Here is a 21711-nt window from a genome sequence, read left to right as displayed (position 1 = left end):
AGGGAGAATGAAAGATATGAAAGAGCAAGTATTACAAGTAACAAAAGGTGACTTCGTAGGATCAGCAAGTGGAGCAGTAGTATTAACAGCATTAATCGTATTTCTATCAAGCGTATTAGTATAATAGAAGTTTTGTAACAAAAGAAAAAGAAGGGAGAATGAAAGATATGAAAGAGCAAGTATTACAAGTAACAAAAGGTGACTTCGTAGGATCAGCAAGTGGAGCAGTAGTATTAACAGCATTAATCGTATTTCTATCAAGTGTATTAGTATAATAGAAGTTTTAAATCAAACAAAAATGGAAGGAGAATGAGGGATATGAACAGTGAACAAGTGTTTCAAGTAACAAAAACGGATTTATTAGGATCCTTAGGTGGAGCGGTAATATTAACATCATTTATTCTATTCCTTGCAAGTGTATTAGTATGATATATATAAATACAACCATTCAAAAAAAATAAAGACTCTAACGTATTAGTAAGCAGTTAATATGTTGGAGTCTTTTTTATTTTCTTCTTATATACCTTCAAGTATTAAAGTTACCTCATTATTTAGCATCCATGGCTAATTAGACGCTGCGGTTGCAACTTGATTCAACGAATAATCAAAAATCCACTGAGTAAAAGCCTGATTGGTGAGGGCTGATTAAAGTTTCACTTTATTTCAAAGAGAAAAAAGTCGAATTTTATATGTAAGAAAAAAAGAGGAATTTGACAGAAAAGATAGAAAATTTTAAAGGTCAGAATTTGTTAGCTTGCTAACTAATTTCTATTTATTTATGTTGGAAGCGTTTTCGGTTGGTTTTAAGTATGGACCATTTAATCTATTTACAGGGGGATGAAGATATTATGAAACAAAAATCTATGGATACGCTAGCTGCACAAATGGAGGACTTTTTTCCAGTACGTGATGTAGATCATTTGGAATTTTACGTAGGGAATGCAAAGCAATCGAGTTATTATCTTGCGAGAGCATTCGGATTCAAAATTGTGGCTTACTCTGGATTAGAAACTGGAAACCGTGAAAAGGTATCTTATGTTCTTGTGCAAAAAAATATGCGTTTTGTTGTGTCTGGAGCTTTAAGTAGTGAAAATCGTATTGCAGAGTTTGTAAAGACTCATGGTGATGGCGTCAAGGATGTGGCACTACTTGTTGATGATGTTGATAAAGCATACTCAGAAGCAGTGAAACGTGGTGCCGTCGCAATTGCTCCACCAGAGGAATTAACAGATGAGGACGGTACATTGAAAAAAGCAGTTATTGGTACGTATGGTGATACAATTCATACGCTTGTAGAGCGTAAAAATTATAAAGGGGCATTTATGCCAGGATTCCAAAAGGTAGAGTTTAATATTCCATTTGAAGAGTCTGGCTTAATTGCTGTCGATCATGTAGTTGGTAATGTTGAAAAAATGGAAGAGTGGGTTAGTTATTACGAGAATGTCATGGGCTTTAAACAAATGATTCATTTTGATGATGATGATATTAGTACAGAGTATTCGGCTTTAATGTCGAAAGTTATGACAAATGGAAGCCGTATTAAGTTTCCTATTAACGAACCAGCAGACGGAAAGAGAAAGTCACAAATTCAAGAGTATCTAGAATTCTATAATGGAGCTGGTGTACAGCATCTTGCTTTATTAACAAGTGATATTGTTAAAACGGTTGAAGCGCTTCGTGCAAATGGGGTGGAGTTTTTAGATACACCTGATACTTATTATGATGAGTTAACTGCACGAGTTGGAAAAATCGATGAAGAAATTGATAAATTAAAAGAATTAAAGATCTTAGTAGATCGTGATGATGAAGGTTACTTACTACAAATCTTTACGAAACCAATTGTAGATCGCCCGACTTTATTTATTGAAATCATTCAACGTAAAGGTTCTCGTGGATTTGGTGAAGGAAACTTTAAAGCGTTATTCGAATCAATTGAAAGAGAACAAGAGCGTCGCGGAAACTTATAAGATTTATATCCACCAGCAAAAGTCCCTTTGCTGGTGGAAATTTCATTTTTATAAGGAGGAATCAGGATGAAATTTGTTACATTTCGTCTTCCTTCAAAAGAAATACGGGCTGGATGGCTTGAAGGTGACAAAGTAATAGATATGAATCTTGCTAGTGAAGGGAAAATCCCTTCTTCTATAATGGCTTTTTTAGAGAAAACGGATGAGTATGTAGAAGTAGTGCGGAATATTAAGAATCCAAATAAGGGTATATATGCTTTAGAAGAAGTACAATTGACAGCTGCTCTTCCTAATCCGAGTAGTATTCGAGATTTTTACGCATTTGAACAACATGTAAAAACAGCTCGTGGACGAAGAGGACTAGATGTTGTGCCTGAATGGTATGATATTCCGGTTTTTTATTTTACTAATCATCGTGCTGTAATTGGTTCCGGTGATTTTGTAATTGGTCCGAAAAAGTCTAAAAAGCTTGATTACGAGTTGGAGATTGCTTGCGTAATAGGAAAAGAAGGGCGAAATATTTCTCGTGAGCAAGCAGAGGAATATATTTTTGGTTATTGTATTATGAACGACTGGAGTGCGAGAGACTTACAAGCAACAGAAATGAAAGTAGGTCTCGGTCCTGCGAAAGGAAAGGACTTTGCAACTTCGTTAGGAGCACATCTTGTTACGAAAGAGGAATTAGATGTTTATCGTAATGGTGATCGATATGATTTAGAAATGACTGCTCATGTAAATGGAAAACTATTATCAAAGGGAAACTTCCAAGATATTTACTATACATTTGCTGAAATGATTGAACGTGCTTCAGAGGACGTGACGTTATATCCAGGAGATGTGATTGGTTCTGGGACAGTAGGAACAGGCTGTATTTTAGAACTTGGTACAGAAGAGTGGCTACAAGATGGAGATGTTGTAGAGCTGTCGATTACTGGTTTAGGTACACTACGTAATACGATCAAAAAAGAAAAGGAAGCGGGTGATGGGCATGTTTTATCGTCACATGGGAGAACTACCTCATAAACGACATGTACAATTTCGTAAAAAAGATGGATCGCTTTATCGTGAACAGGTAATGGGAACGAAAGGATTTTCTGGTACGCAGTCTATTTTGTATCATCACTATATGCCAACAGAAGTAGGTCATTCTGCATTATCGCATTCTTGTCAGTTGCAGTATGAAGAGGATGTTGCTCTTTCTCATCGCCACTTCCGAACGAAAGAAAATAAAAAAAGTGGTGATGCAATAAGTGGACGAAATTTCATACTTGGAAATGAAGATTTGTTAATTGGAGTAGTGAGCCCAACAGAAAAAATGGATTATTTCTATCGTAATGGTGATGGCGACGAAATGTTATTTGTTCATTATGGAACAGGGAAAATTGAAACGATGTTTGGAACGATACACTATAGAAAAGGCGACTATGTAACGATCCCAATTGGAACGATTTATCGTGTTATTCCAGATGAAGGTGAGACTAAGTTTCTCGTTGTAGAGGCGAATAGCCAAATTACAACGCCGCGTCGTTATCGAAATGAATATGGACAATTGTTAGAGCATAGTCCGTTTTGTGAAAGAGATCTTCGTGGTCCAGAAAAATTAGAGACCTATGATGAAAAAGGCGAGTTTGTCGTAATGACAAAGTCAAGAGGCTATATGCATAAACATGTTTTAGGACACCACCCGTTAGATGTTGTTGGATGGGATGGCTATTTATATCCGTGGGTATTTAATGTAGAGGATTTTGAACCAATTACAGGGCGCATTCATCAGCCACCGCCAGTACATCAAACATTTGAAGGGCATAATTTTGTTATTTGCTCTTTCGTACCACGTTTATACGATTATCATCCAGAGTCAATTCCGGCACCATATTATCATAGTAATGTTAATAGTGATGAAGTTCTTTACTATGTAGAAGGAAACTTTATGAGTCGCAAAGGTGTGGAAGAAGGTTCTATTACACTTCATCCGAGCGGAATTCCCCATGGGCCGCATCCGGGGAAAACAGAGGCAAGTATAGGGAAGAAAGAGACACTTGAATTAGCTGTTATGATAGACACATTCCGTCCGCTTCGTATTGTAAAACAAGCACATGAAACAGAAGATGAAAAGTATATGTATAGCTGGATTGAACAAGGTTCATATACTGTGAAATAAGTAAAAAAAGGCATGCTCTCAATAAGGGAGCATGCCTTTTTTGTGGAATCGACATGTATAATAATACCAAAAATAGTTGTCGAAAGATATATAGAAAGAATGATAAGGATAGTGCATATTCAGAAGAATTTCTACTTGTTTCGACAAAAGTATTGACTAGGAAAAGCGTAATGAGTAAAATAAAAAAGCGAATTAAAAATTTTCAGAAAATTTAAAACTTGGAGGAGTGAAAGATGAAGCAAATTTTTCAAAAGAAGCCAATTGCAAAGTTAATGCAAGAAAGTAAGCAAAAAACGTTAGCAAGAACATTGGGCGCGCTAGATTTAACTATGCTTGGAATCGGAGCAATTGTTGGAACTGGTATTTTTGTTCTAACGGGTGTTGTGGCAGCGAAACATTCTGGGCCAGCTATTATATTATCATTTGCGATTGCCGCGCTAGCTTGTGCCTTTGCTGCATTTTGTTATGCTGAATTTGCTTCTTCAGTTCCTGTCTCGGGCAGTGTGTATACGTATACATACGCGACGATGGGGGAAGTATTCGCATTTTTAATTGGCTGGGACTTAATGCTTGAATATTTACTTGCTACATCTGCTGTAGCAAACGGTTGGTCTGCATATTTTCAATCTTTATTAAAGGGGTTTGGAATCCACATTCCGACTATTCTCTCCTCGGCTCCTGGTACAGGAAAGGGTGGGATAATTGATCTACCTGCAGTTCTAATTATTTTAGTGATGACAGTTCTTTTATCTAGAGGTGTTCGTGAAAGTGCACGAGTAAATAACGTTATGGTATTTATTAAAATAGCAGTTGTTCTTATTTTTATTTTTGCTGGTTTTAATTATGTGAAACCTGAAAACTGGACGCCTTTCATGCCATTTGGTTTAGATGGTGTAATGGCTGGAGCGGCCACAGTATTCTTTGCATTTATAGGATTTGATGCAGTTTCAACAGCGGCAGAAGAAGTGAAACGTCCGCAACGTGATTTACCAATTGGTATTATTGCATCGTTATTAATTTGTACAGTTCTTTATATCGTTGTTTCGCTTATTTTGACAGGAATTGTTCCATACGGCCAGCTAAATATATCAGATCCAGTTGCTTTTGCACTGCAATTTATTGGACAAGATGGCTTAGCGGGGGTAATTTCAGTAGGAGCAATTACAGGGATTACAACAGTAATGCTAGTTATGATGTATGGGCAAGTTCGTGTTTCTTATGCGATGAGCCGAGATGGTTTATTACCGAAGCGTCTTGCTAAAGTTCATCCGAAATTTAAAACGCCATTTTTAAATACATGGACAACGGGAATTATTGCGGCACTGATTTCAGGATTAATAGATTTAAATGTTTTAGCACATCTTGTAAACATGGGGACATTGTCAGCATTTGCACTCGTAGCTGTTGCGGTAATTGTAATGAGAAGAACCCATCCAGACTTACCAAGGGCATTTAAGGCTCCGCTTGTACCATTTTTACCAGCGTTAACAGTGATTTTCTGTTTATACTTAATGCTTCAATTATCGGGGACAGCATGGATTAGTTTTGGGATATGGATGGTTATTGGTATAGCGGTTTACTTCTTATATAGCCGAAAACATAGTGCTTTAAATAATAGTAAAAAAGAAGAAGATGTTGCGAATTTATAAGCGAAAAAAATCCATTCTAATTCTGTTAGAATGGATTTTTTTATTTGAAAATTTACATTTTTCTGAACTTATTATAAGATAATTGTTGGCTAACTAAAGGAGTGAAATGATGAAAAATACGTGGCGTGAGTTAAGGGAGATGGACCGTAACGTATGGATTCGATTTATTGGAGAGACGTTAAATGGAATTGCAATGATGATGTTAATGCCTTTTTTTGCATTATATTTAAAAGATAAGGTAGATTCGTTGTTGGAAGTTGGGGTTATTATGGCGCTTTCTCCAATTGCTGCAAGCTTTGGTTCACTTATAGGAGGGAGAATTGCTGACATATATGGAAGAAAGCCGATTATGATATTTTCTATGGCAAGTAATGCATTATTAATGCTCGGTTTTCTATTTATAGAAGGATTTATTCCATATGCAATTTTATCTATTTTTTTAGGATTGAGTAATTCTTTATTTCATCCAGCTGCATCAGCTATGGTCGCAGATGTAACGGCACCAGAAAAAAGAACAGAGGCATATGGTTTATTACGAATGGGACACAATATAGGTGCTGCGATTGGTCCGATAATGGGAGCATCAGTAGTTGTGTTGTCAAAGAATCTTGTGTTTATTATTGCCTCTTCTACAATGCTATTTTATGCGTTACTTGTATTACTTCTTATTCAAGAGACGATGCCAAAGAGGACAGATAAGGAAGAACATAAAGAAAAGGAATCTGGGGCAGTTTGGAAAATTGTCATGCGAGATAAGGCATTAATGATTTACTTATTAGCAGGTATTATCATTTCGATGGGGTTTTCTCAAACAGAAGGCATGTTGCCACTACATTTTGATAACGAAATGAAGCGTATTTTTGGAGCGAATAATCCATATCCATATTTAATGGCGTTAAACGGACTATTAGTTGTTTTATTCCAATTTCAAATTTCAAAATGGGCTACGGATAAACCAGTCGGGAAGACGATGTTATATGGTGCATGTTTGTTCGGGATTGGATTATTTTTTATAGGGTGGTTACCGAAGTGGTTTGGAGAGTTTAATACAAATGCTACAGTTATTTTAATAACACTACTGTTCGTTTATGCTATATATACGTTAGGTGAGATGATTATGTCGCCTGTACAGATGACATTTGTAGCAAACTTGGCCCCTGAGCATTTGAGAGGGACTTATATGGGCGCTGCAAGTTTGCAGTGGATTACAGGAAGCGCATTTGGTCCACTTTTGGGAGGCTTTTTATTAGATCGATTACTTGGCCACTTGCTATTTACAATTTTAGCTGTAGGATGTGTAGTTGCAGGTATTGTATATATTTCTTTAGATCGCCTTGTTGAGCAAAGGCAAAAAGATACACTAACCAAACAATCTTCTTAGTAAATAGGTGACATACACAAAAAAGGGGATTTCTACATATTTTAGGTACATAACTAGATAGGATTACCATTTCATTTTAAAATTCACCTTTGTATAGTAGTGGAATAGAAAAAGTGTAGAAAACCAATAAGTAGTGTCATTTAATTATTTGTGGAAGTTACATTTTATTTCAAATAGGAACTACCTATTTTTATAAAAAGTGCTAAAATAGAAAAATGAAAACAATTGGTTAGGGTGATTTCAGTGACAAAAATTAAATTAGGTTTATTATATGGTGGAAAATCAGCTGAGCATCAAGTTTCGTTACAGACGGCTCTTGCTGCTATTAAAGCGTTAAATCAAGATAAATTCGAGATTCATCCAATTTATATTACAGAACAAGGTCAATGGGTACGTGGTGAGCGTATTGAAGGTGAAGTAACAGATGTTGAAGCTTTAAAAATGAGTAGTGCAGAAAATGCGATTTCTCCGTTATCATTAAGTACAGAGATTATTCCATCTGCAGCTTCTGAGGAAAACGCTATTGACGTTATTTTCCCATTACTACATGGACCAAACGGTGAAGATGGAACGGTTCAAGGATTATTAGAATTGATGAATATTCCTTATGTAGGAAATGGTGTTCTAGCATCATCTGCTGGTATGGATAAAGTTGTTATGAAAAACATCTTTGCAGAGGCTGGTTTAAAACAAGCAAAATATGCGTCTTTCATTCGCAGTGCATGGGAAAAAGATCGTCAGGAAGCTTATTCTAAAGTAGAAGATAAATTAGGATATCCTTGTTTCGTAAAACCAGCAAACCTTGGTTCAAGTGTTGGTATTAATAAGTGTAAAAATCGTGAAGAACTTGAGAATGCATTTGTAGAGGCATTCCAATTTGATCGCAAAATTATTGTAGAAGAAAATATTGTAGGTCGTGAAGTAGAAGTTGGGGTACTAGGTAATGATGAGCCGAAATGTTCAGTTGTAGGTGAAATCGTTCCGAAAAAGGACTTCTATGATTATAAGTCGAAATATATCGATGGTGATACGGCGTTAATTATTCCAGCTGAAATGACAGAAGAAGAATCTGATGTGATTAAGCGTGATGCAATTATTGCGTTCCAATCATTAGATGGTGCAGGCTTAACGCGAGCTGATTTCTTCTTAACGAAAGACGGAGAAGTGTATATTAACGAAGTAAACACTATGCCAGGATTTACACCGTTTAGTATGTTCCCTCTATTATGGCAACATACTGGGTTACCGTATCCAGAGTTAATCGAAGAGTTAATTCGTTTAGCGATTGAACGTCACGAAGAAAAACAAAAAATTAAATATACAATCTAACAAAAAAAGGAGGAAGCACTATTCGTAGGAATAGTGCTTCCTCTATGTAAGGAGCGTTTCTATATGATAAAGCGAATGTTAAAGCAAGTAGAACAGATGGTAAATGGTACTGGATTAGCAGAGCAATATGAGGGAACTATTATTCAAGGCGTGTCTATTGATACGAGAAAAATTGAAAAAGGAAACTTATATGTTCCGATTCAAGGGGAGCGTTTCGATGGACATGCTTTTGTAGATAAAGCAGTTGAAAATGGAGCTGTAGCTACATTGTGGATGAAAGATGTAGCAAATCCACCCGAGAATCTTCCGGTTATTTTTGTAGAAGATACGCTATCTGCACTGCAAATGTTAGCGGAAAACTATCGCGATCAATTGGATGTTAAAGTTGTTGGTGTGACAGGTAGTAACGGTAAAACATCCACGAAAGATATTGTGACAAGTATTCTCGCGACTAAGTTCAAAGTTCAAAAAACAGAAGGGAATTTCAATAACCATATTGGGTTACCTCTCACTATTTTAAACTTAGAAGAAAATACAGAAGTAGCTGTATTAGAAATGGGTATGTCAAGCCGAGGAGAGATTGAATTTTTATCTAAGTTAGCTCGTCCTAATGCAGCTATCATTACGAATATTGGTGAAGCACATTTAATGGATTTAGGATCTCGTGAGGCCATTGCTGAAGCGAAATTAGAAATTGTTACAGGGTTACAAGAAGGTGGCGTGTTCGTATATAATGGAGATGAGCCGTTATTAACGAATCGTGTTCCTGAAATGAATTTAGCAGCGGAAACAGTTACGTTTGGTGATGCAAGAGCCAACGATTACTATCCAACAACTGTAACATTACAGGCAACTGGGACACATTTTAAAATGAATAGAGATGAAAATATTTCATTCTACCTACCGGTGTTAGGAAAACATAATGTGTACAATACACTTGCTTCAATGGCAATTGCGACACATTTTGGTGTGACGTGGGAAGAAATGAAACAAGGTTTAGTAACACTTCAAATGACGGGCATGCGTATGGAGATTGTAAAAACGGATAGTGGATTAACAATTATCAACGATGCTTATAATGCAAGTCCGACGGCTATGGAGGCAGCATTCCATTTAATGAATGGTTTAGATGGATTTACTAAAAAAATCGTTGTGCTTGGTGATATGTTAGAACTTGGAAATCAAGAAGTGCAGTTCCATTATGAGGTAGGTAAATTAATCGATCCAGCAAAAATCTCACATGTATTCACATACGGTAGATTAGGAGCTCAAATTGCTGAAGGAGCGAAAATTAATTTCCCTAATGAACGTGTAAAGGCGTATGATAATAAAGAAGAGTTAGTAAGAGATTTACAAGCAGTAGTCGATGCGAAAGATGTTGTATTAATAAAAGCATCTCGCGGTATGAAATTAGAAGAAGTAATTACGATGTTGAAATAATTGGTGTATATAAATAGGGATGATAGTCACGAAAATAGAAGAAACTTATAATAAGCGCTTACAGTAAATGATAAAAAAATAAAAGTAAAGAAAAAGGCCCTGAATATAAAATAAGGTAACAGTTGGGTTTGCTTTTTACACATACAAAACTTATAATTGATAAAGTGTAATAACGTTTAGAAGTATTTTCGTGAAGAATATACGCCCGGTTATATACGTGAGCATTCAGGAAAAGGGCTTTTCCGCAAATTCGGAAAACGCCTTTTTTTAAATGATAAGTATAGGATAGAAAAGGAGAAGTAACATTGACAACATTTCGAGAATTAGGATTAAGTGAGTCTTTACTGCAATCGGTTGAAAGTATGGGCTTTGAAGAGGCTACGCCGATTCAAGCTGAAACAATTCCACATGCATTGCAAGGTAAGGATATTATTGGGCAAGCGCAAACAGGTACAGGGAAAACAGCAGCATTCGGATTACCACTATTAGATAAAGTGGATACAAATAAAGAAGCAGTTCAAGGTATTGTTATCGCGCCAACGCGTGAATTAGCAATTCAAGTTGGAGAAGAGCTATACAAAATTGGTAAACATAAACGTGTTCGTATTCTACCAATTTATGGTGGTCAAGATATTAACCGCCAAATTCGTGCTCTAAAAAAACACCCACACATTATTGTTGGTACGCCGGGTCGTATTTTAGATCATATTAACCGTAAAACACTTCGCTTACAAAACGTAGAGACTGTTGTTCTTGATGAAGCGGATGAAATGTTAAACATGGGCTTCATTGAAGATATTGAAGCGATTTTAACAGATGTGCCAGAAACACATCAAACATTATTATTCTCAGCGACAATGCCAGATCCAATCCGTCGTATTGCTGAGCGTTTCATGACTGAGCCTCAACACATTAAAGTAAAAGCAAAAGAAGTAACAATGCCAAACATTCAGCAGTTCTATTTAGAAGTGCAAGAAAAGAAAAAGTTTGACGTGTTAACACGCTTACTAGATATTCAATCTCCAGAGCTTGCGATCGTATTCGGTCGTACAAAGCGTCGTGTTGATGAATTATCAGAAGCATTAAACTTACGTGGTTATGCAGCAGAAGGTATTCATGGTGACTTAACACAGGCGAAACGTATGTCTGTATTACGTAAATTTAAAGAAGGTGCTATTGAAGTTCTTGTTGCAACAGACGTTGCTGCACGTGGTCTTGATATTTCAGGCGTAACACACGTATACAACTTCGATATCCCACAAGATCCAGAATCATACGTTCACCGTATCGGTCGTACTGGCCGTGCAGGTAAAAAAGGTATTGCAATGTTATTTGTAACACCACGTGAATCAGGACAATTAAAAAATATCGAGCGTACAACAAAGCGTAAAGTTGATCGTATGGAAGCACCGACACTTGATGAGGCATTAGAAGGTCAACAACGTTTAATCGCTGAAAAACTTCAAAGCACAATCCAAAATGAGAACTTATCATACTACAAGCGTATTGCAGAAGAAATGTTAGAAGAGAATGACTCTGTAACAGTAGTAGCTGCTGCTTTAAAAATGATGACTAAAGAGCCGGATACAACTCCGATCGCTTTAACATCAGAACCACCAGTTGTTTCAAGAGGTGGCGGTTCTAAAAAACGTGGCGGTAACGGAGGCGGATACCGTGATGGTAACCGTAATCGTAGTCGTGACGGACGTGGCGGTGGCGATGGTCGTAACCGTGATGGACGTAATCGTGACGGAAACCGTGATCGCAATCGTGATGGAAACCGTGATCGTAATCGTGATGGTGGTAGTCGTGGTCGTAGAGGTGAAGGTCAAGGTCGCCCAGGATCTTCAAATGGACGCGGCGAAAGAAAACATCATAGCCGTCCACAAGCTTAATAAAAAAGAGAATGCCCTTTGTTGGCATTCTCTTTTTTTATTTCTGTAATTGTGCATACTACATAGTAGTTATGATAGAAAAGGGGCTGTTATATGCTTGTAAGGCTTGGTTACGTTGCGATGAGTGTGCATTTGAAGAATGCATCCCCATCTCAAACGATGACGTACGCACAGTTTCAGAAAATAGATGATCGTGATGCTGCAATTCGTAAACTTGAAAGAATTGCTAATTCCAATTTGGAAAATTGTTTACGTTTATTAAAGCATAATAAGGGACATGACATATCTTTCTTTCGGCTTAGTTCTAAGCTCATTCCTTTAGCGAATCATGAGGAATTGCTAGAGTGGAACTATATTCGTCCTTTAAAAGAAAAATTGAAAGAATTAGGTGAATATGCAATTCATATGAATATGCGAATTGATTTCCATCCAGATCATTTTGTTGTACTAAATTCACCTGAGGAGAGTGTTTTTAAACAATCTGTAAAGACATTGCAGATGCACAAAAAATTATTAAAAGGCATGGGGATTGAACATAAGCAACGATGTGTACTACATGTTGGAGGAGGGTATAAAGATAAAGAACTTGCATTAGAGCGTTTTATAGAGAATTGGTCTAATGTCCCAAGGGGTATTCAAGAAATGATTATATTAGAAAATGATGATACAACTTTTACGTTAGAGGAAACATTATATTTAGGAGAAAAATTAGATATTCCCGTCGTGTTTGATTTGCATCACCATATGATGAATAATGAGCAAGAAGATTGGTATGAAGATTGGGCACGTGTTGTTCATACGTGGGAAACATCTTTGTTACCGGTTAAAATGCATATCTCTAGCCCTAGAGAGGGAAAAGATCCAAGAGCTCATGCAGATTATATTAATGTAGACGCATTTTTATCTTTTTTAAGAAGGATAAAGGGAAGTGTTCCGCAAATTGATTGTATGATTGAGGCGAAGATGAAGGATGAGTCTTTATTTCAATTAATGAGGGATTTAAACGAACAGGTAGATGTAGAAATTATCGATGGTGCAAGCTTTTATATTAAATAAGCTTTGCACCATCGTTTTTTTTTGTTAAAAAAGGAGTTAAAATGCCGCCGGTTATTAAACCTGTTAAATGACTGATCGGATTGGCGGAAGGATTAAAGAAAGTAAATAGCAGTAATAGAAGTATCACAATTGAGAAAATGGCAATTTCTTTTGGTTTTGAAGAGCGGTATCGATTGTACAATAAAAATAATTGTGCGCCTAATAGTCCGAAAATACCACCTGATGCACCTGCGTGAATATATTCAGGAGGCATAATAATATAAGAAGAAATATTTCCGGAAATTCCAGAAAGAAAAAATAGAATAAAAAAAGAAAAGTGTCCGAGTTGCTTTTCGATAGAAGAACCAAGTGCAAACAAAAAAATACTATTAGAAAGAAAATGTTGTAAGTCTACGTGTACCAGAAGGGAAGTTATGACACGCCACCATTCTCCTTTAGCGATATATTCATTAGAGGCTGCCAGTGGGAAGAGGAAAAAGTCGCCTAATATCATCATGACTAAGTGAATAAAAAGTAAGGTGAGAATAGTCGGTTGTAAAGAAATCTGAGTAGATCTTATTAGCATACGGTTACTATCACCCCTTTTGCATCAGAAAGATTCTCTGTTATTCTTATCAATATGAAAGAAGAAAGTTAAATAGAAGAAGGGGATTTTGAAATGATTATAGGGATTGGAATCGATATTATTGAATTAAATCGTATTGAAAAAATGCTAGATGGAAAGCTTAAATTTATGGAACGTATTTTAACAGAAAATGAACGTAATGTTGCTATGGAGCTGAAAGGAAGTCGTCTTACAGAGTTTGTAGCTGGAAGGTTTGCAGCGAAAGAGGCGTATTCAAAAGCTGTAGGTACTGGTATCGGGAAAGAAGTGAGCTTTTTAGATATTGAAGTGAAAAATGATGAAAGAGGTAAGCCGATGCTGATTACAAGTACAGAGTATGTTGTTCATTTATCAATTAGTCATAGTAAGGAATTTGCTGTTGCTCAAGTTGTTTTAGAAAGCTCGTCACGCTAGTCTGCATATTTTATATCTTTGTCTCATATATTTGAGGTAGCGATAAGGAAGGTACATCTTCCATTCATTTATAGGGGCAAAGGGGCTGAAGTGATGAAAAGGCGTCTGTTTTTAGTTCTTGTCGGTTTGTTGACCGTTTTTGTGTTGGCGGGTTGTGTGGAAAAGAAACAAGATGATGTCGTGAGAGATTTAGAGGCGAAAGTAAAAGGGATGAAAAGTTATCAAGCTGAAGCGAAATTATCTATTAAAACAGGGAATGAGCCTCAGGAGTATAATGTAGAGATTTGGCATAAGGAACCGTCTTTTTATCGTGTGAATTTAAAGAATGCAAAAAAAGATCAGAGCCAAATCATTTTAAGAAATGAAGAAGGTGTATTTGTATTAACGCCAGCACTTAATAAGAGCTTCCGTTTTCAAAGTGATTGGCCGCAAAATAGCAGCCAGGCTTATTTATATGAATCACTTGTAAGAGATATTTTGCAGGATAAGAAAAACCTTACTTTCGAGAAAACAGATAAGTATTATATTTTTAAAACAAAAACAAACTATCAACATCAAAATATGTTGCCGAAACAAGAGATTACGCTGAAGAAGAGCGATTTGACTCCAGTTTCAGTGAAGTTAATGGATAATGATCAAAATGTTCTTGTAAAAGTAGATTTCTCTAAGGTGAAATTCGATGCGAAATTTGATAAAGGTGCATTTGATACGAAACAAAATATGTCTAGAGCGCAGGTAGATGTTCAAACAACAGCAAAAGAAGACAAACCGTTTGCTATTTTGTATCCACTTGATACACCGCAAGGTATGACTCTGCAAGATGAAAAAGAGTTGAAGACAGACAGTGGCAAGCGTGCGATACTCACATACACTGGAAATAAGAAATCCTTTACTTTAATACAAGAAAAGGCAAAAGTTGCAGAGGCTTCATCAGCGGTAAGTGTAAGTGGAGAACCTGTTGATCTTGGGTTTACGATTGGTGCATTGACGAAAGACTCTGTAACGTGGTCGCATAACGGAGTAGAATATATGCTCGTGTCTAAAGGTTTAGAGCCGAAGGAGCTACTAATGGTTGCTCGTTCAGTTACAGCGAAGCAGGTGAAGTAAACTTCTTAGACGTGGTGATATATGTGCACCACGTCTTTTCTTAGTTTGAAGGTGGATTTCATAAAAGAAGCATATAAAAGAATAAGCTTCGCATATCGTGTATAAGGAAGTGTATTTATGGAAGAAGCACCATTTTACCGTGACACTTGGGTGGAAGTGGATTTAGATGCCATTTATAACAACGTTACGCATATTAAAGAGTTCATCCCAAGTGATGTAGAGATTTTTGCTGTAGTTAAAGCAAATGCATATGGGCACGATTATGTACCGGTGGCTAAAACGGCATTAGAAGCGGGTGCAACAAGGTTAGCAGTTGCTTTTTTAGATGAAGCTTTAGTGCTTCGGAGGGCTGGTATTACTGTGCCGATTTTAGTGTTAGGTCCCTCGCCGCCGCGTGATGTAAATGTAGCTGCTGAAAATGATGTAGCGCTAACTGTTTTTCAAAAAGAATGGGTGGACGAAGCAATTAAACTTTGGGATGGTTCATCTGTAATGAAATTCCATATTAACTTTGATAGTGGTATGGGGAGAATTGGAATACGTGAAAGAAAAGAACTGAAAGCATTTTTAAAGAGTTTAGAAGGTGCACCGTTTTTAGAGTTAGAAGGAGTATACACGCATTTTGCAACGGCAGATGAGGTTGAGACTTCGTATTTTGATAAGCAATATAACACGTTCTTAGAGCAGTTAAGTTGGTTGAAAGAATTCGGAGTGGATCCTAAGTTTGTCCATACAGCTAATAGTGCTGCCACGTTACGTTTTCAAGGGATTACATTTAATGCAGTGCGAATTGGGATTGCAATGTATGGATTATCTCCTTCTGTAGAAATACGTCCTTTTTTACCATTTGAATTAGAACCGGCGCTATCACTGCATACGAAAGTAGCTCATATTAAACAGGTGATTAAAGGTGATGGAATTAGTTATAACGTCACTTATCGAACGAAAACTGAAGAATGGATCGCGACTGTAGCGATTGGTTATGCAGATGGATGGCTTAGAAGATTACAAGGATTTGAAGTGCTTATAAATGGTAAGAGGGTACCGATTGTAGGGCGAGTAACAATGGATCAGTTCATGATTCATCTTCCTTGTGAAGTGCCGCTTGGTACGAAAGTTACGCTTATTGGAAGGCAGGGAGATGAGTATATTAGCGCTACAGAGGTTGCGGAATATTCAGGGACTATTAATTATGAAATTATTGCAACGATCAGTTTCCGTGTGCCAAGAATATTTATACGGAATGGTAAGGTTGTAGAGATAATTAATTACTTGAACAATATATAGAAGGTAGTATGATTGCTTCTTGTCATTGGAGTGACTGTTCATTACTGGATAATAAGCTCTTTTTGATGAGAAGCTTTTTACTTATAATCATTTTTTATATAAGTTACACGTAAGTTTTGAAGAGGAGTTCTATTGTTTTTAGTTAGTTATGAGATAAAAAATTTAAGAAGATGAATGTTTTGTTTATGAATTGGAAAACATAAGCAAGGAATAAGGAAGTCTTTGCAACAGGCTCCATACAATGGTATTATTACAATAGGTGTCATATATATATTTGGGTGTGTAGTTGACGGTGGAGGTGTATTTTTGTGTCCGAATCAAGTGTAACTACTGAAATCGTGGTTCGGTTGCCAAAGCAAATGGTAACGGAATTGGACGGAATTGGAAAACAAGAGAATAAGAATCGCCATGAACTAATTTGCCAGGCAACACAATTGTTATTGCGTCAACATAAGACGAAGAAACGCTACCAACATGAATCAATGCGACGTGGGTATATTGAAATGGGAAAAATTAATCTTGGTATTGCATCTGAAGCTTTCTTAGCGGAGTATGAAGCAGCTCATACAGTAGAACGCTTAGTTAGCGGGGGGTAATATTTTGATTGTAAAACGCGGCGACGTGTATTTTGCAGACCTTTCCCCAGTTGTTGGTTCTGAGCAAGGAGGCGTTCGTCCGGTTCTTGTCATTCAAAATGACATCGGAAATCGTTTTAGTCCAACGGTGATTGTAGCGGCTATTACTGCACAGATTCAAAAAGCGAAATTACCCACTCATGTGGAAATTGATGCGAAAAAGTATGGTTTTGAGAGAGATTCTGTTATTTTACTTGAGCAGATTCGAACAATCGATAAGCAACGCTTAACGGACAAAATCACTCATTTAGATGAAGTGATGATGAGTCGTGTAGATGAAGCGTTACAAATTAGTTTAGGACTAATAGATTTTTAAATCGGCAGTTTAAGTTGCTCTCTTTGAAGGGCAACTTTTTTTTATTATAGAGGAGGTTACGGTTGTATATGGAAATGGTAGATAATCGACAAGCGTTAATGAAAATGTTAGTGAAAGAATTAGGCTTTAGCGAAAAGCAAGTTCGTCATGTTATTCAATTAACAGAAGAAGGTAACACAGTTCCATTTATTGCTCGTTACCGAAAAGAATGGACAGGCTCTTTAGATGAGGTGCAAATTCGTGCGATTTTAGAGAGATGGCAATATATGATGCAACTTGAAGATAGGAAGGAAGAAGTTATTCGTCTTATTGATGAGAAGGGAAAACTGACAGGAGAGCTGAGACAGCAAATTGTTAAAGCTACAAAGTTGCAGGAAGTAGAAGATTTGTATCGTCCATATAAAGAGAAAAGAAGAACGAAAGCGACGATTGCAAAAGAAAAAGGGTTAGAACCGTTAGCTGAATGGTTGTTGTTATATAAGAAAGAAGATCCGGCTAAAAAGGCAGTGGAATTTATTAATGCAGAGAAAGAAGTGCAATCTGCAGAAGAAGCTTTACAAGGTGCACAAGACATTATTGCAGAAATGATTTCAGATGAAGCTACGTATCGTAGTTGGATTCGAAATATTACTTTTAGAAAAGGTATTATGTCTTCGTCTGTAAAAGGTGAAGAAAAAGATGAAAAGAATATATATGAAATGTATTACAGTTATGAAGAACCATTGCAAAAAGTAGTACCACATCGTGTATTAGCAATGAATCGCGGTGAGAAAGAAGATATATTGAGAGTTTCTGTTGTCCCACCAGTAGATGAGATATTAAATTTCTTATATAAGAAAGTAATTCGTGATAACGATTCTAAAAGTGCGCATTATGTACAATTAGCGATTGAAGATGGTTATAAACGATTAATTCAATCTTCAATCGAAAGAGAAATTCGTAAAGAATTAACAGAAACAGCTGAAGAACAAGCGATACACATTTTCTCTGAGAACTTACGTAACTTATTATTACAACCTCCGATGAAAGGGAAAGTCGTGCTAGCGGTAGACCCGGCATATAGAACTGGTTGTAAATTATCTGTAGTAGATGATACGGGGAAAGTACTACATATTGATGTTATTTATCCGCATCCGCCTGTTCGTAAATATGATGACGCAAAAACGAAAGTTCTTTCTATTATAGATAAATATCAAGTTGAAATGATTGCAATTGGTAATGGGACAGCATCTAGAGAAACAGAGGAATTTATAGTAGATGTATTACAAAGTGTGAAACAGGAAGTCTTTTATATTATTGTAAATGAAGCGGGTGCTAGTGTATATTCAGCTTCTGATTTAGCTCGTGAAGAATTCCCGAATTTACAAGTTGAAGAGAGAAGTGCCGTTTCTATTGGAAGACGTCTGCAAGACCCACTGGCTGAACTTGTGAAAATTGATCCTAAATCAGTTGGGGTTGGACAATACCAACATGATGTATCTCAAAAGAGATTGAATGAGTCATTAACATTTGTAGTAGAGACAGCTGTTAACCAAGTTGGGGTTAATGTAAATACGGCTTCGGTTGCATTGTTACAATATGTTTCAGGTTTATCGAAAACTGTTGCGAAAAATATTGTGGCAAAGAGAGAAGAGGATGGGAAATTCACAAAGCGCACGGAATTAAAGAAAATCCCACGTTTAGGTGCAAAGACGTACGAACAATGTATAGGTTTCTTGCGTATATTAGAAGGAGCGAATCCATTAGATAGAACAGGTATTCATCCCGAACAATATAAAAATGTTGAATTGTTATTGAAGAGTTTAGGGTTATCGATAGATGACGTAGGACAACCGCAATTACAAAAGAGATTGGAAGAAGTAGAGATTTCTAAGTTGTCTCAAGAAACGGGGGTTGGGGAGCCGACGTTAGTTGATATTATAGATGCGCTCATTAGCCCAGAACGAGATATGAGGGATGAGTTGCCTAAACCACTTCTGAAAAAAGGGATTTTGAAATTAGAAGATTTAAAACGTGGTATGGAACTAGAAGGAACAGTGCGTAACGTTGTTGATTTTGGTGCTTTTGTTGATGTAGGCGTAAAGCAAGATGGTTTAGTGCATATTTCTAAGCTTAGTAAACAGTTTGTAAAGCATCCGTTAGATGTTGTATCAGTAGGACAAATTGTAAAAGTATGGGTAGATGATATTGATACAAAAAAAGGACGCGTTGCACTATCTATGTTGCCGATTGAATAGTAAGAGAAGAGAGCAGATGAAACTGCTCTTTTTTTATAGAATAAAAAGTGTAATGGATTATGAGTTTTGATGTATTTTGCTATAATAAAACCAGCATTCATTTAGCAATTTAATTTGATACCGGTTTTTTTCGAAATATGCACGTTGCATCTGTTTTTTTAGCCACGTAGGCATAGGAATCCCTCCTTGTTTAATCCTACTCTCAAAAATCTAAAGTGCTATTGATGAGAGGTTGGTGAGTGGATTTCTATTCATGTTGTGTTTTTAGAAACCACGCGTCTTGAATGAGGATGGGTATATGTACTATTTAATATATGTATAAGAAGCGTGAAAAGTGTAAAAATATTTTTTTGTTTAGGAGGAATGAGAATGGGCGAGGGAGAAATTCAACGGCTAGTGGAAGAAGTGTCGCTACAATACTTCGGAATGCCGTTTTTACATAAAGCAACGTTCAATAGTAGGCTGCGTACAACTGGTGGGCGTTATTTGTTGAAGAGTCACAATGTTGAACTGAATTATCGATATTACGAAATGTATGGTAAGGAGGAGTTAATCGGAATCATCAAACATGAACTGTGTCATTATCACTTGCATATTACAGGAAGAGGGTATAAGCACAGGGACAGAGATTTTCGTGAGTTGTTAAAGAAAGTTGATGCACCTCGTTTTTGTAAACGAATGATTAATGAAGAGAAGGAAAAAAAGATTTATAAGTATGAATGTATGGAGTGTTTACTTCAATATGTAAGAAGGCGTCAAATAAATACAAAAAGATATGTCTGCGGAAAGTGTAAAGGGAAACTCAAACCGATATCGAAAACATCTTGACAGTAAAAACACAATCCAGTATATTATAAACATGTCACGTTTGAACAAGATGTTGTTAAAAACTTCTTGACTTACAGAAAGAATTTTTATAAGATACAAATTGTCTTCATTATTCCGCAGTAGCTCAGTGGTAGAGCTATCGGCTGTTAACCGATCGGTCGTAGGTTCGAGTCCTACCTGCGGAGCCATACAGAGAAGTACCCAAGTGGCTCAAGGGGCTCCCCTGCTAAGGGAGTAGATCGCTAACGCGGTGCGAGGGTTCGAATCCCTTCTTCTCTGCCATACATATTGGCCCGTTGGTCAAGTGGTTAAGACACCGCCCTTTCACGGCGGTAACACGGGTTCGAATCCCGTACGGGTCACCACTTCGGAGGATTAGCTCAGCTGGGAGAGCACCTGCCTTACAAGCAGGGGGTCGGCGGTTCGATCCCGTCATCCTCCACCATATGAATTTTATATGAATAGTATTATCGCGGGGTGGAGCAGTACGGTAGCTCGTCGGGCTCATAACCCGAAGGTCGCAGGTTCAAATCCTGTCCCCGCAACCAAATGGTCCCGTGGTGTAGTGGTTAACATGCCTGCCTGTCACGCAGGAGATCGCCGGTTCGACCCCGGTCGGGACCGCCATTTTAACTTCTGCTAATTGGCAGTTGTTTTTTATTGGACATTATGGTACAATAACATTTGTCTTTGAAAATAAGATATTTTTTCGATGGGCTATAGCCAAGCGGTAAGGCAACGGACTTTGACTCCGTCATGCGCTGGTTCGAATCCAGCTAGCCCAGCCATTTACGAGCCATTAGCTCAGTTGGTAGAGCATCTGACTTTTAATCAGAGGGTCGAAGGTTCGAATCCTTCATGGCTCACTTTTTGTTTTTTCCGCGCGGTCGTGGCGGAACGGCAGACGCGCTAGGTTGAGGGCCTAGTGGGGGAAACCCCGTGGAGGTTCAAGTCCTCTCGGCCGCATCAAAAAAATCTTAAAAAAGTACTTGCATTTGAAAATGTAGTATGATAAGATAATTGAGTCGCCAAAATACAACGACGAAAAAACATCATGAATAAGCGCCCGTAGCTCAATTGGATAGAGCGTTTGACTACGGATCAAGAGGTTAGGGGTTCGACTCCTCTCGGGCGCGCCAATTACGGGAAGTGGCTCAGCTTGGTAGAGCACCTGGTTTGGGACCAGGGGGTCGCAGGTTCAAATCCTGTCTTCCCGACCACGCGGGTGTAGTTTAGTGGTAAAACAAGAGCCTTCCAAGCTCTGGTCGAGAGTTCGATTCTCTTCACCCGCTTTTAGTTCTTTGAAAACTGAACGAAACAAACAACGTGAAACGTCAATTTTTATTTTTAGATGCTAGACAAACTAACTTTATTGGAGAGTTTGATCCTGGCTCAGGATGAACGC

At 37.3% G+C, this 21711-nt stretch carries 21 protein-coding genes and 12 tRNA genes; 31 read left to right on the top strand and 2 right to left on the bottom strand.

Annotated features, from left to right (window positions below; translation table 11 throughout):
• Positions 1-7 precede the first annotated feature (7 nt).
• The 12 genes from ACS2FK_RS29860 to uvsE all read left to right on the top strand — a co-directional run bounded on the left by ACS2FK_RS29860 (position 8) and on the right by uvsE (position 12878).
• Positions 8-124, top strand: a complete 117-nt coding sequence (locus ACS2FK_RS29860; RefSeq protein ID WP_000654250.1) for a DUF3948 family protein — start codon at positions 8-10, stop codon at positions 122-124.
• Positions 125-167: 43 nt separating this feature from the next.
• Positions 168-275 carry a DUF3948 family protein gene (locus ACS2FK_RS29855; protein WP_000664237.1) on the top strand — a complete coding sequence of 36 codons (108 nt, stop codon included), beginning with the start codon at positions 168-170 and terminating at the stop codon, positions 273-275.
• 43 nt (positions 276-318) lie between these two features.
• The gene (locus ACS2FK_RS29850; protein WP_001083691.1) at positions 319-429 is read left to right on the top strand and encodes a DUF3948 family protein; all 111 of its coding nucleotides are present in this window, start codon (positions 319-321) and stop codon (positions 427-429) included.
• A 419-nt stretch (positions 430-848) separates the two neighbouring features.
• Entirely contained in the window at positions 849-1967 is a 1119-nt protein-coding gene (gene hppD / locus ACS2FK_RS29845) for a 4-hydroxyphenylpyruvate dioxygenase (RefSeq protein ID WP_000810920.1), read from the top strand.
• A gap of 66 nt (positions 1968-2033) precedes the next feature.
• Positions 2034-2990 carry a fumarylacetoacetate hydrolase family protein gene (locus ACS2FK_RS29840; protein WP_000673993.1) on the top strand — a complete coding sequence of 319 codons (957 nt, stop codon included), beginning with the start codon at positions 2034-2036 and terminating at the stop codon, positions 2988-2990.
• On the top strand, positions 2956-4128 hold the full coding sequence (locus tag ACS2FK_RS29835) for a homogentisate 1,2-dioxygenase (protein ID WP_014481934.1): 1173 nt from the start codon (positions 2956-2958) through the stop codon (positions 4126-4128). Before ACS2FK_RS29840 ends, ACS2FK_RS29835 begins: the two co-directional genes overlap by 35 nt.
• A 233-nt stretch (positions 4129-4361) precedes the next feature.
• Positions 4362-5777 carry an amino acid permease gene (locus ACS2FK_RS29830; protein WP_000809371.1) on the top strand — a complete coding sequence of 472 codons (1416 nt, stop codon included), beginning with the start codon at positions 4362-4364 and terminating at the stop codon, positions 5775-5777.
• A 109-nt stretch (positions 5778-5886) separates the two neighbouring features.
• Entirely contained in the window at positions 5887-7158 is a 1272-nt protein-coding gene (locus tag ACS2FK_RS29825) for an MDR family MFS transporter (RefSeq protein ID WP_000799720.1), read from the top strand.
• 243 nt (positions 7159-7401) lie between these two features.
• Positions 7402-8487 (top strand): D-alanine--D-alanine ligase, encoded by a 1086-nt coding sequence (locus ACS2FK_RS29820; RefSeq protein WP_000161433.1) that lies wholly within the window; start codon positions 7402-7404, stop codon positions 8485-8487.
• A 63-nt stretch (positions 8488-8550) separates the two neighbouring features.
• A complete protein-coding gene (murF, locus tag ACS2FK_RS29815) occupies positions 8551-9927 on the top strand; it encodes a UDP-N-acetylmuramoyl-tripeptide--D-alanyl-D-alanine ligase (RefSeq protein WP_063546237.1) in 1377 nt (458 codons plus the stop codon).
• A 305-nt stretch (positions 9928-10232) separates the two neighbouring features.
• Positions 10233-11822 carry a DEAD/DEAH box helicase gene (locus ACS2FK_RS29810; RefSeq protein ID WP_000206602.1) on the top strand — a complete coding sequence of 530 codons (1590 nt, stop codon included), beginning with the start codon at positions 10233-10235 and terminating at the stop codon, positions 11820-11822.
• Positions 11823-11915: 93 nt separating this feature from the next.
• Entirely contained in the window at positions 11916-12878 is a 963-nt protein-coding gene (uvsE, locus tag ACS2FK_RS29805) for a UV DNA damage repair endonuclease UvsE (RefSeq protein ID WP_000961144.1), read from the top strand.
• Here uvsE and ACS2FK_RS29800 read toward each other — a convergent pair.
• Positions 12871-13443 (bottom strand): rhomboid family intramembrane serine protease, encoded by a 573-nt coding sequence (locus tag ACS2FK_RS29800; RefSeq protein ID WP_000908526.1) that lies wholly within the window; start codon positions 13441-13443, stop codon positions 12871-12873. The two genes, uvsE and ACS2FK_RS29800, sit on opposite strands and share 8 nt — an antisense overlap.
• 93 nt (positions 13444-13536) lie before the next feature.
• Between ACS2FK_RS29800 and acpS the strand changes: the two genes are divergently transcribed.
• From acpS to ACS2FK_RS29770, 6 genes are all read left to right on the top strand, one after another.
• Positions 13537-13896 carry a holo-ACP synthase gene (acpS, locus tag ACS2FK_RS29795; protein WP_000583419.1) on the top strand — a complete coding sequence of 120 codons (360 nt, stop codon included), beginning with the start codon at positions 13537-13539 and terminating at the stop codon, positions 13894-13896.
• A gap of 156 nt (positions 13897-14052) precedes the next feature.
• Positions 14053-15003, top strand: a complete 951-nt coding sequence (locus ACS2FK_RS29790; RefSeq protein ID WP_002094231.1) for a LolA family protein — start codon at positions 14053-14055, stop codon at positions 15001-15003.
• Positions 15004-15120: 117 nt separating this feature from the next.
• Positions 15121-16290: an alanine racemase gene (alr, locus tag ACS2FK_RS29785; protein ID WP_000390593.1), complete on the top strand. Its 1170-nt coding sequence runs from the start codon at positions 15121-15123 to the stop codon at positions 16288-16290.
• A gap of 308 nt (positions 16291-16598) precedes the next feature.
• Positions 16599-16886: an antitoxin EndoAI gene (locus ACS2FK_RS29780; RefSeq protein WP_000004570.1), complete on the top strand. Its 288-nt coding sequence runs from the start codon at positions 16599-16601 to the stop codon at positions 16884-16886.
• A 4-nt stretch (positions 16887-16890) separates the two neighbouring features.
• On the top strand, positions 16891-17241 hold the full coding sequence (gene ndoA / locus ACS2FK_RS29775; RefSeq protein ID WP_000635965.1) for a type II toxin-antitoxin system endoribonuclease NdoA: 351 nt from the start codon (positions 16891-16893) through the stop codon (positions 17239-17241).
• A 68-nt stretch (positions 17242-17309) separates the two neighbouring features.
• The gene (locus tag ACS2FK_RS29770; protein ID WP_000426207.1) at positions 17310-19478 is read left to right on the top strand and encodes a Tex family protein; all 2169 of its coding nucleotides are present in this window, start codon (positions 17310-17312) and stop codon (positions 19476-19478) included.
• A 57-nt stretch (positions 19479-19535) separates the two neighbouring features.
• Here the strand turns inward: ACS2FK_RS29770 and cmpA are convergent, their stop codons facing one another.
• Complete coding sequence (gene cmpA, locus ACS2FK_RS29765; protein WP_001143640.1) at positions 19536-19652, bottom strand: cortex morphogenetic protein CmpA; 117 nt, start codon at positions 19650-19652, stop codon at positions 19536-19538.
• Positions 19653-19847: 195 nt separating this feature from the next.
• Here cmpA and ACS2FK_RS29760 point away from each other — a divergent pair, with 195 nt between their 5' ends.
• The 13 genes from ACS2FK_RS29760 to ACS2FK_RS29700 all read left to right on the top strand — a co-directional run bounded on the left by ACS2FK_RS29760 (position 19848) and on the right by ACS2FK_RS29700 (position 21598).
• Positions 19848-20306: a SprT family protein gene (locus tag ACS2FK_RS29760; protein ID WP_000503730.1), complete on the top strand. Its 459-nt coding sequence runs from the start codon at positions 19848-19850 to the stop codon at positions 20304-20306.
• 113 nt (positions 20307-20419) lie between these two features.
• Positions 20420-20494: transfer RNA gene (locus ACS2FK_RS29755), tRNA-Asn, on the top strand.
• A gap of 3 nt (positions 20495-20497) precedes the next feature.
• Positions 20498-20588: transfer RNA gene (locus ACS2FK_RS29750), tRNA-Ser, on the top strand.
• An 8-nt stretch (positions 20589-20596) separates the two neighbouring features.
• Positions 20597-20671, top strand: a tRNA-Glu gene (locus tag ACS2FK_RS29745).
• Positions 20672-20675: 4 nt separating this feature from the next.
• Positions 20676-20751, top strand: a tRNA-Val gene (locus ACS2FK_RS29740).
• 26 nt (positions 20752-20777) lie between these two features.
• Positions 20778-20854: transfer RNA gene (locus ACS2FK_RS29735), tRNA-Met, on the top strand.
• Between the two features lie 3 nt (positions 20855-20857).
• Positions 20858-20933, top strand: a tRNA-Asp gene (locus tag ACS2FK_RS29730).
• 86 nt (positions 20934-21019) lie between these two features.
• Positions 21020-21094 (top strand) — tRNA-Gln (locus ACS2FK_RS29725).
• Positions 21095-21099: 5 nt separating this feature from the next.
• Positions 21100-21172: transfer RNA gene (locus tag ACS2FK_RS29720), tRNA-Lys, on the top strand.
• A gap of 17 nt (positions 21173-21189) precedes the next feature.
• Positions 21190-21272, top strand: a tRNA-Leu gene (locus tag ACS2FK_RS29715).
• Between the two features lie 96 nt (positions 21273-21368).
• Positions 21369-21445 (top strand) — tRNA-Arg (locus tag ACS2FK_RS29710).
• Positions 21446-21449: 4 nt separating this feature from the next.
• Positions 21450-21526, top strand: a tRNA-Pro gene (locus ACS2FK_RS29705).
• Position 21527: 1 nt separating this feature from the next.
• Positions 21528-21598, top strand: a tRNA-Gly gene (locus tag ACS2FK_RS29700).
• Positions 21599-21711: the final 113 nt, after the last annotated feature.

The organism is Bacillus cereus group sp. BceL220, assembly GCF_051776965.1.
Taxonomy (GTDB): Bacteria; Bacillota; Bacilli; order Bacillales; family Bacillaceae_G; genus Bacillus_A; species Bacillus_A cereus.
The sequence above is the reverse complement of the archived record's forward strand: the minus strand, read 5'-3'. Positions and strand labels throughout refer to the sequence as shown.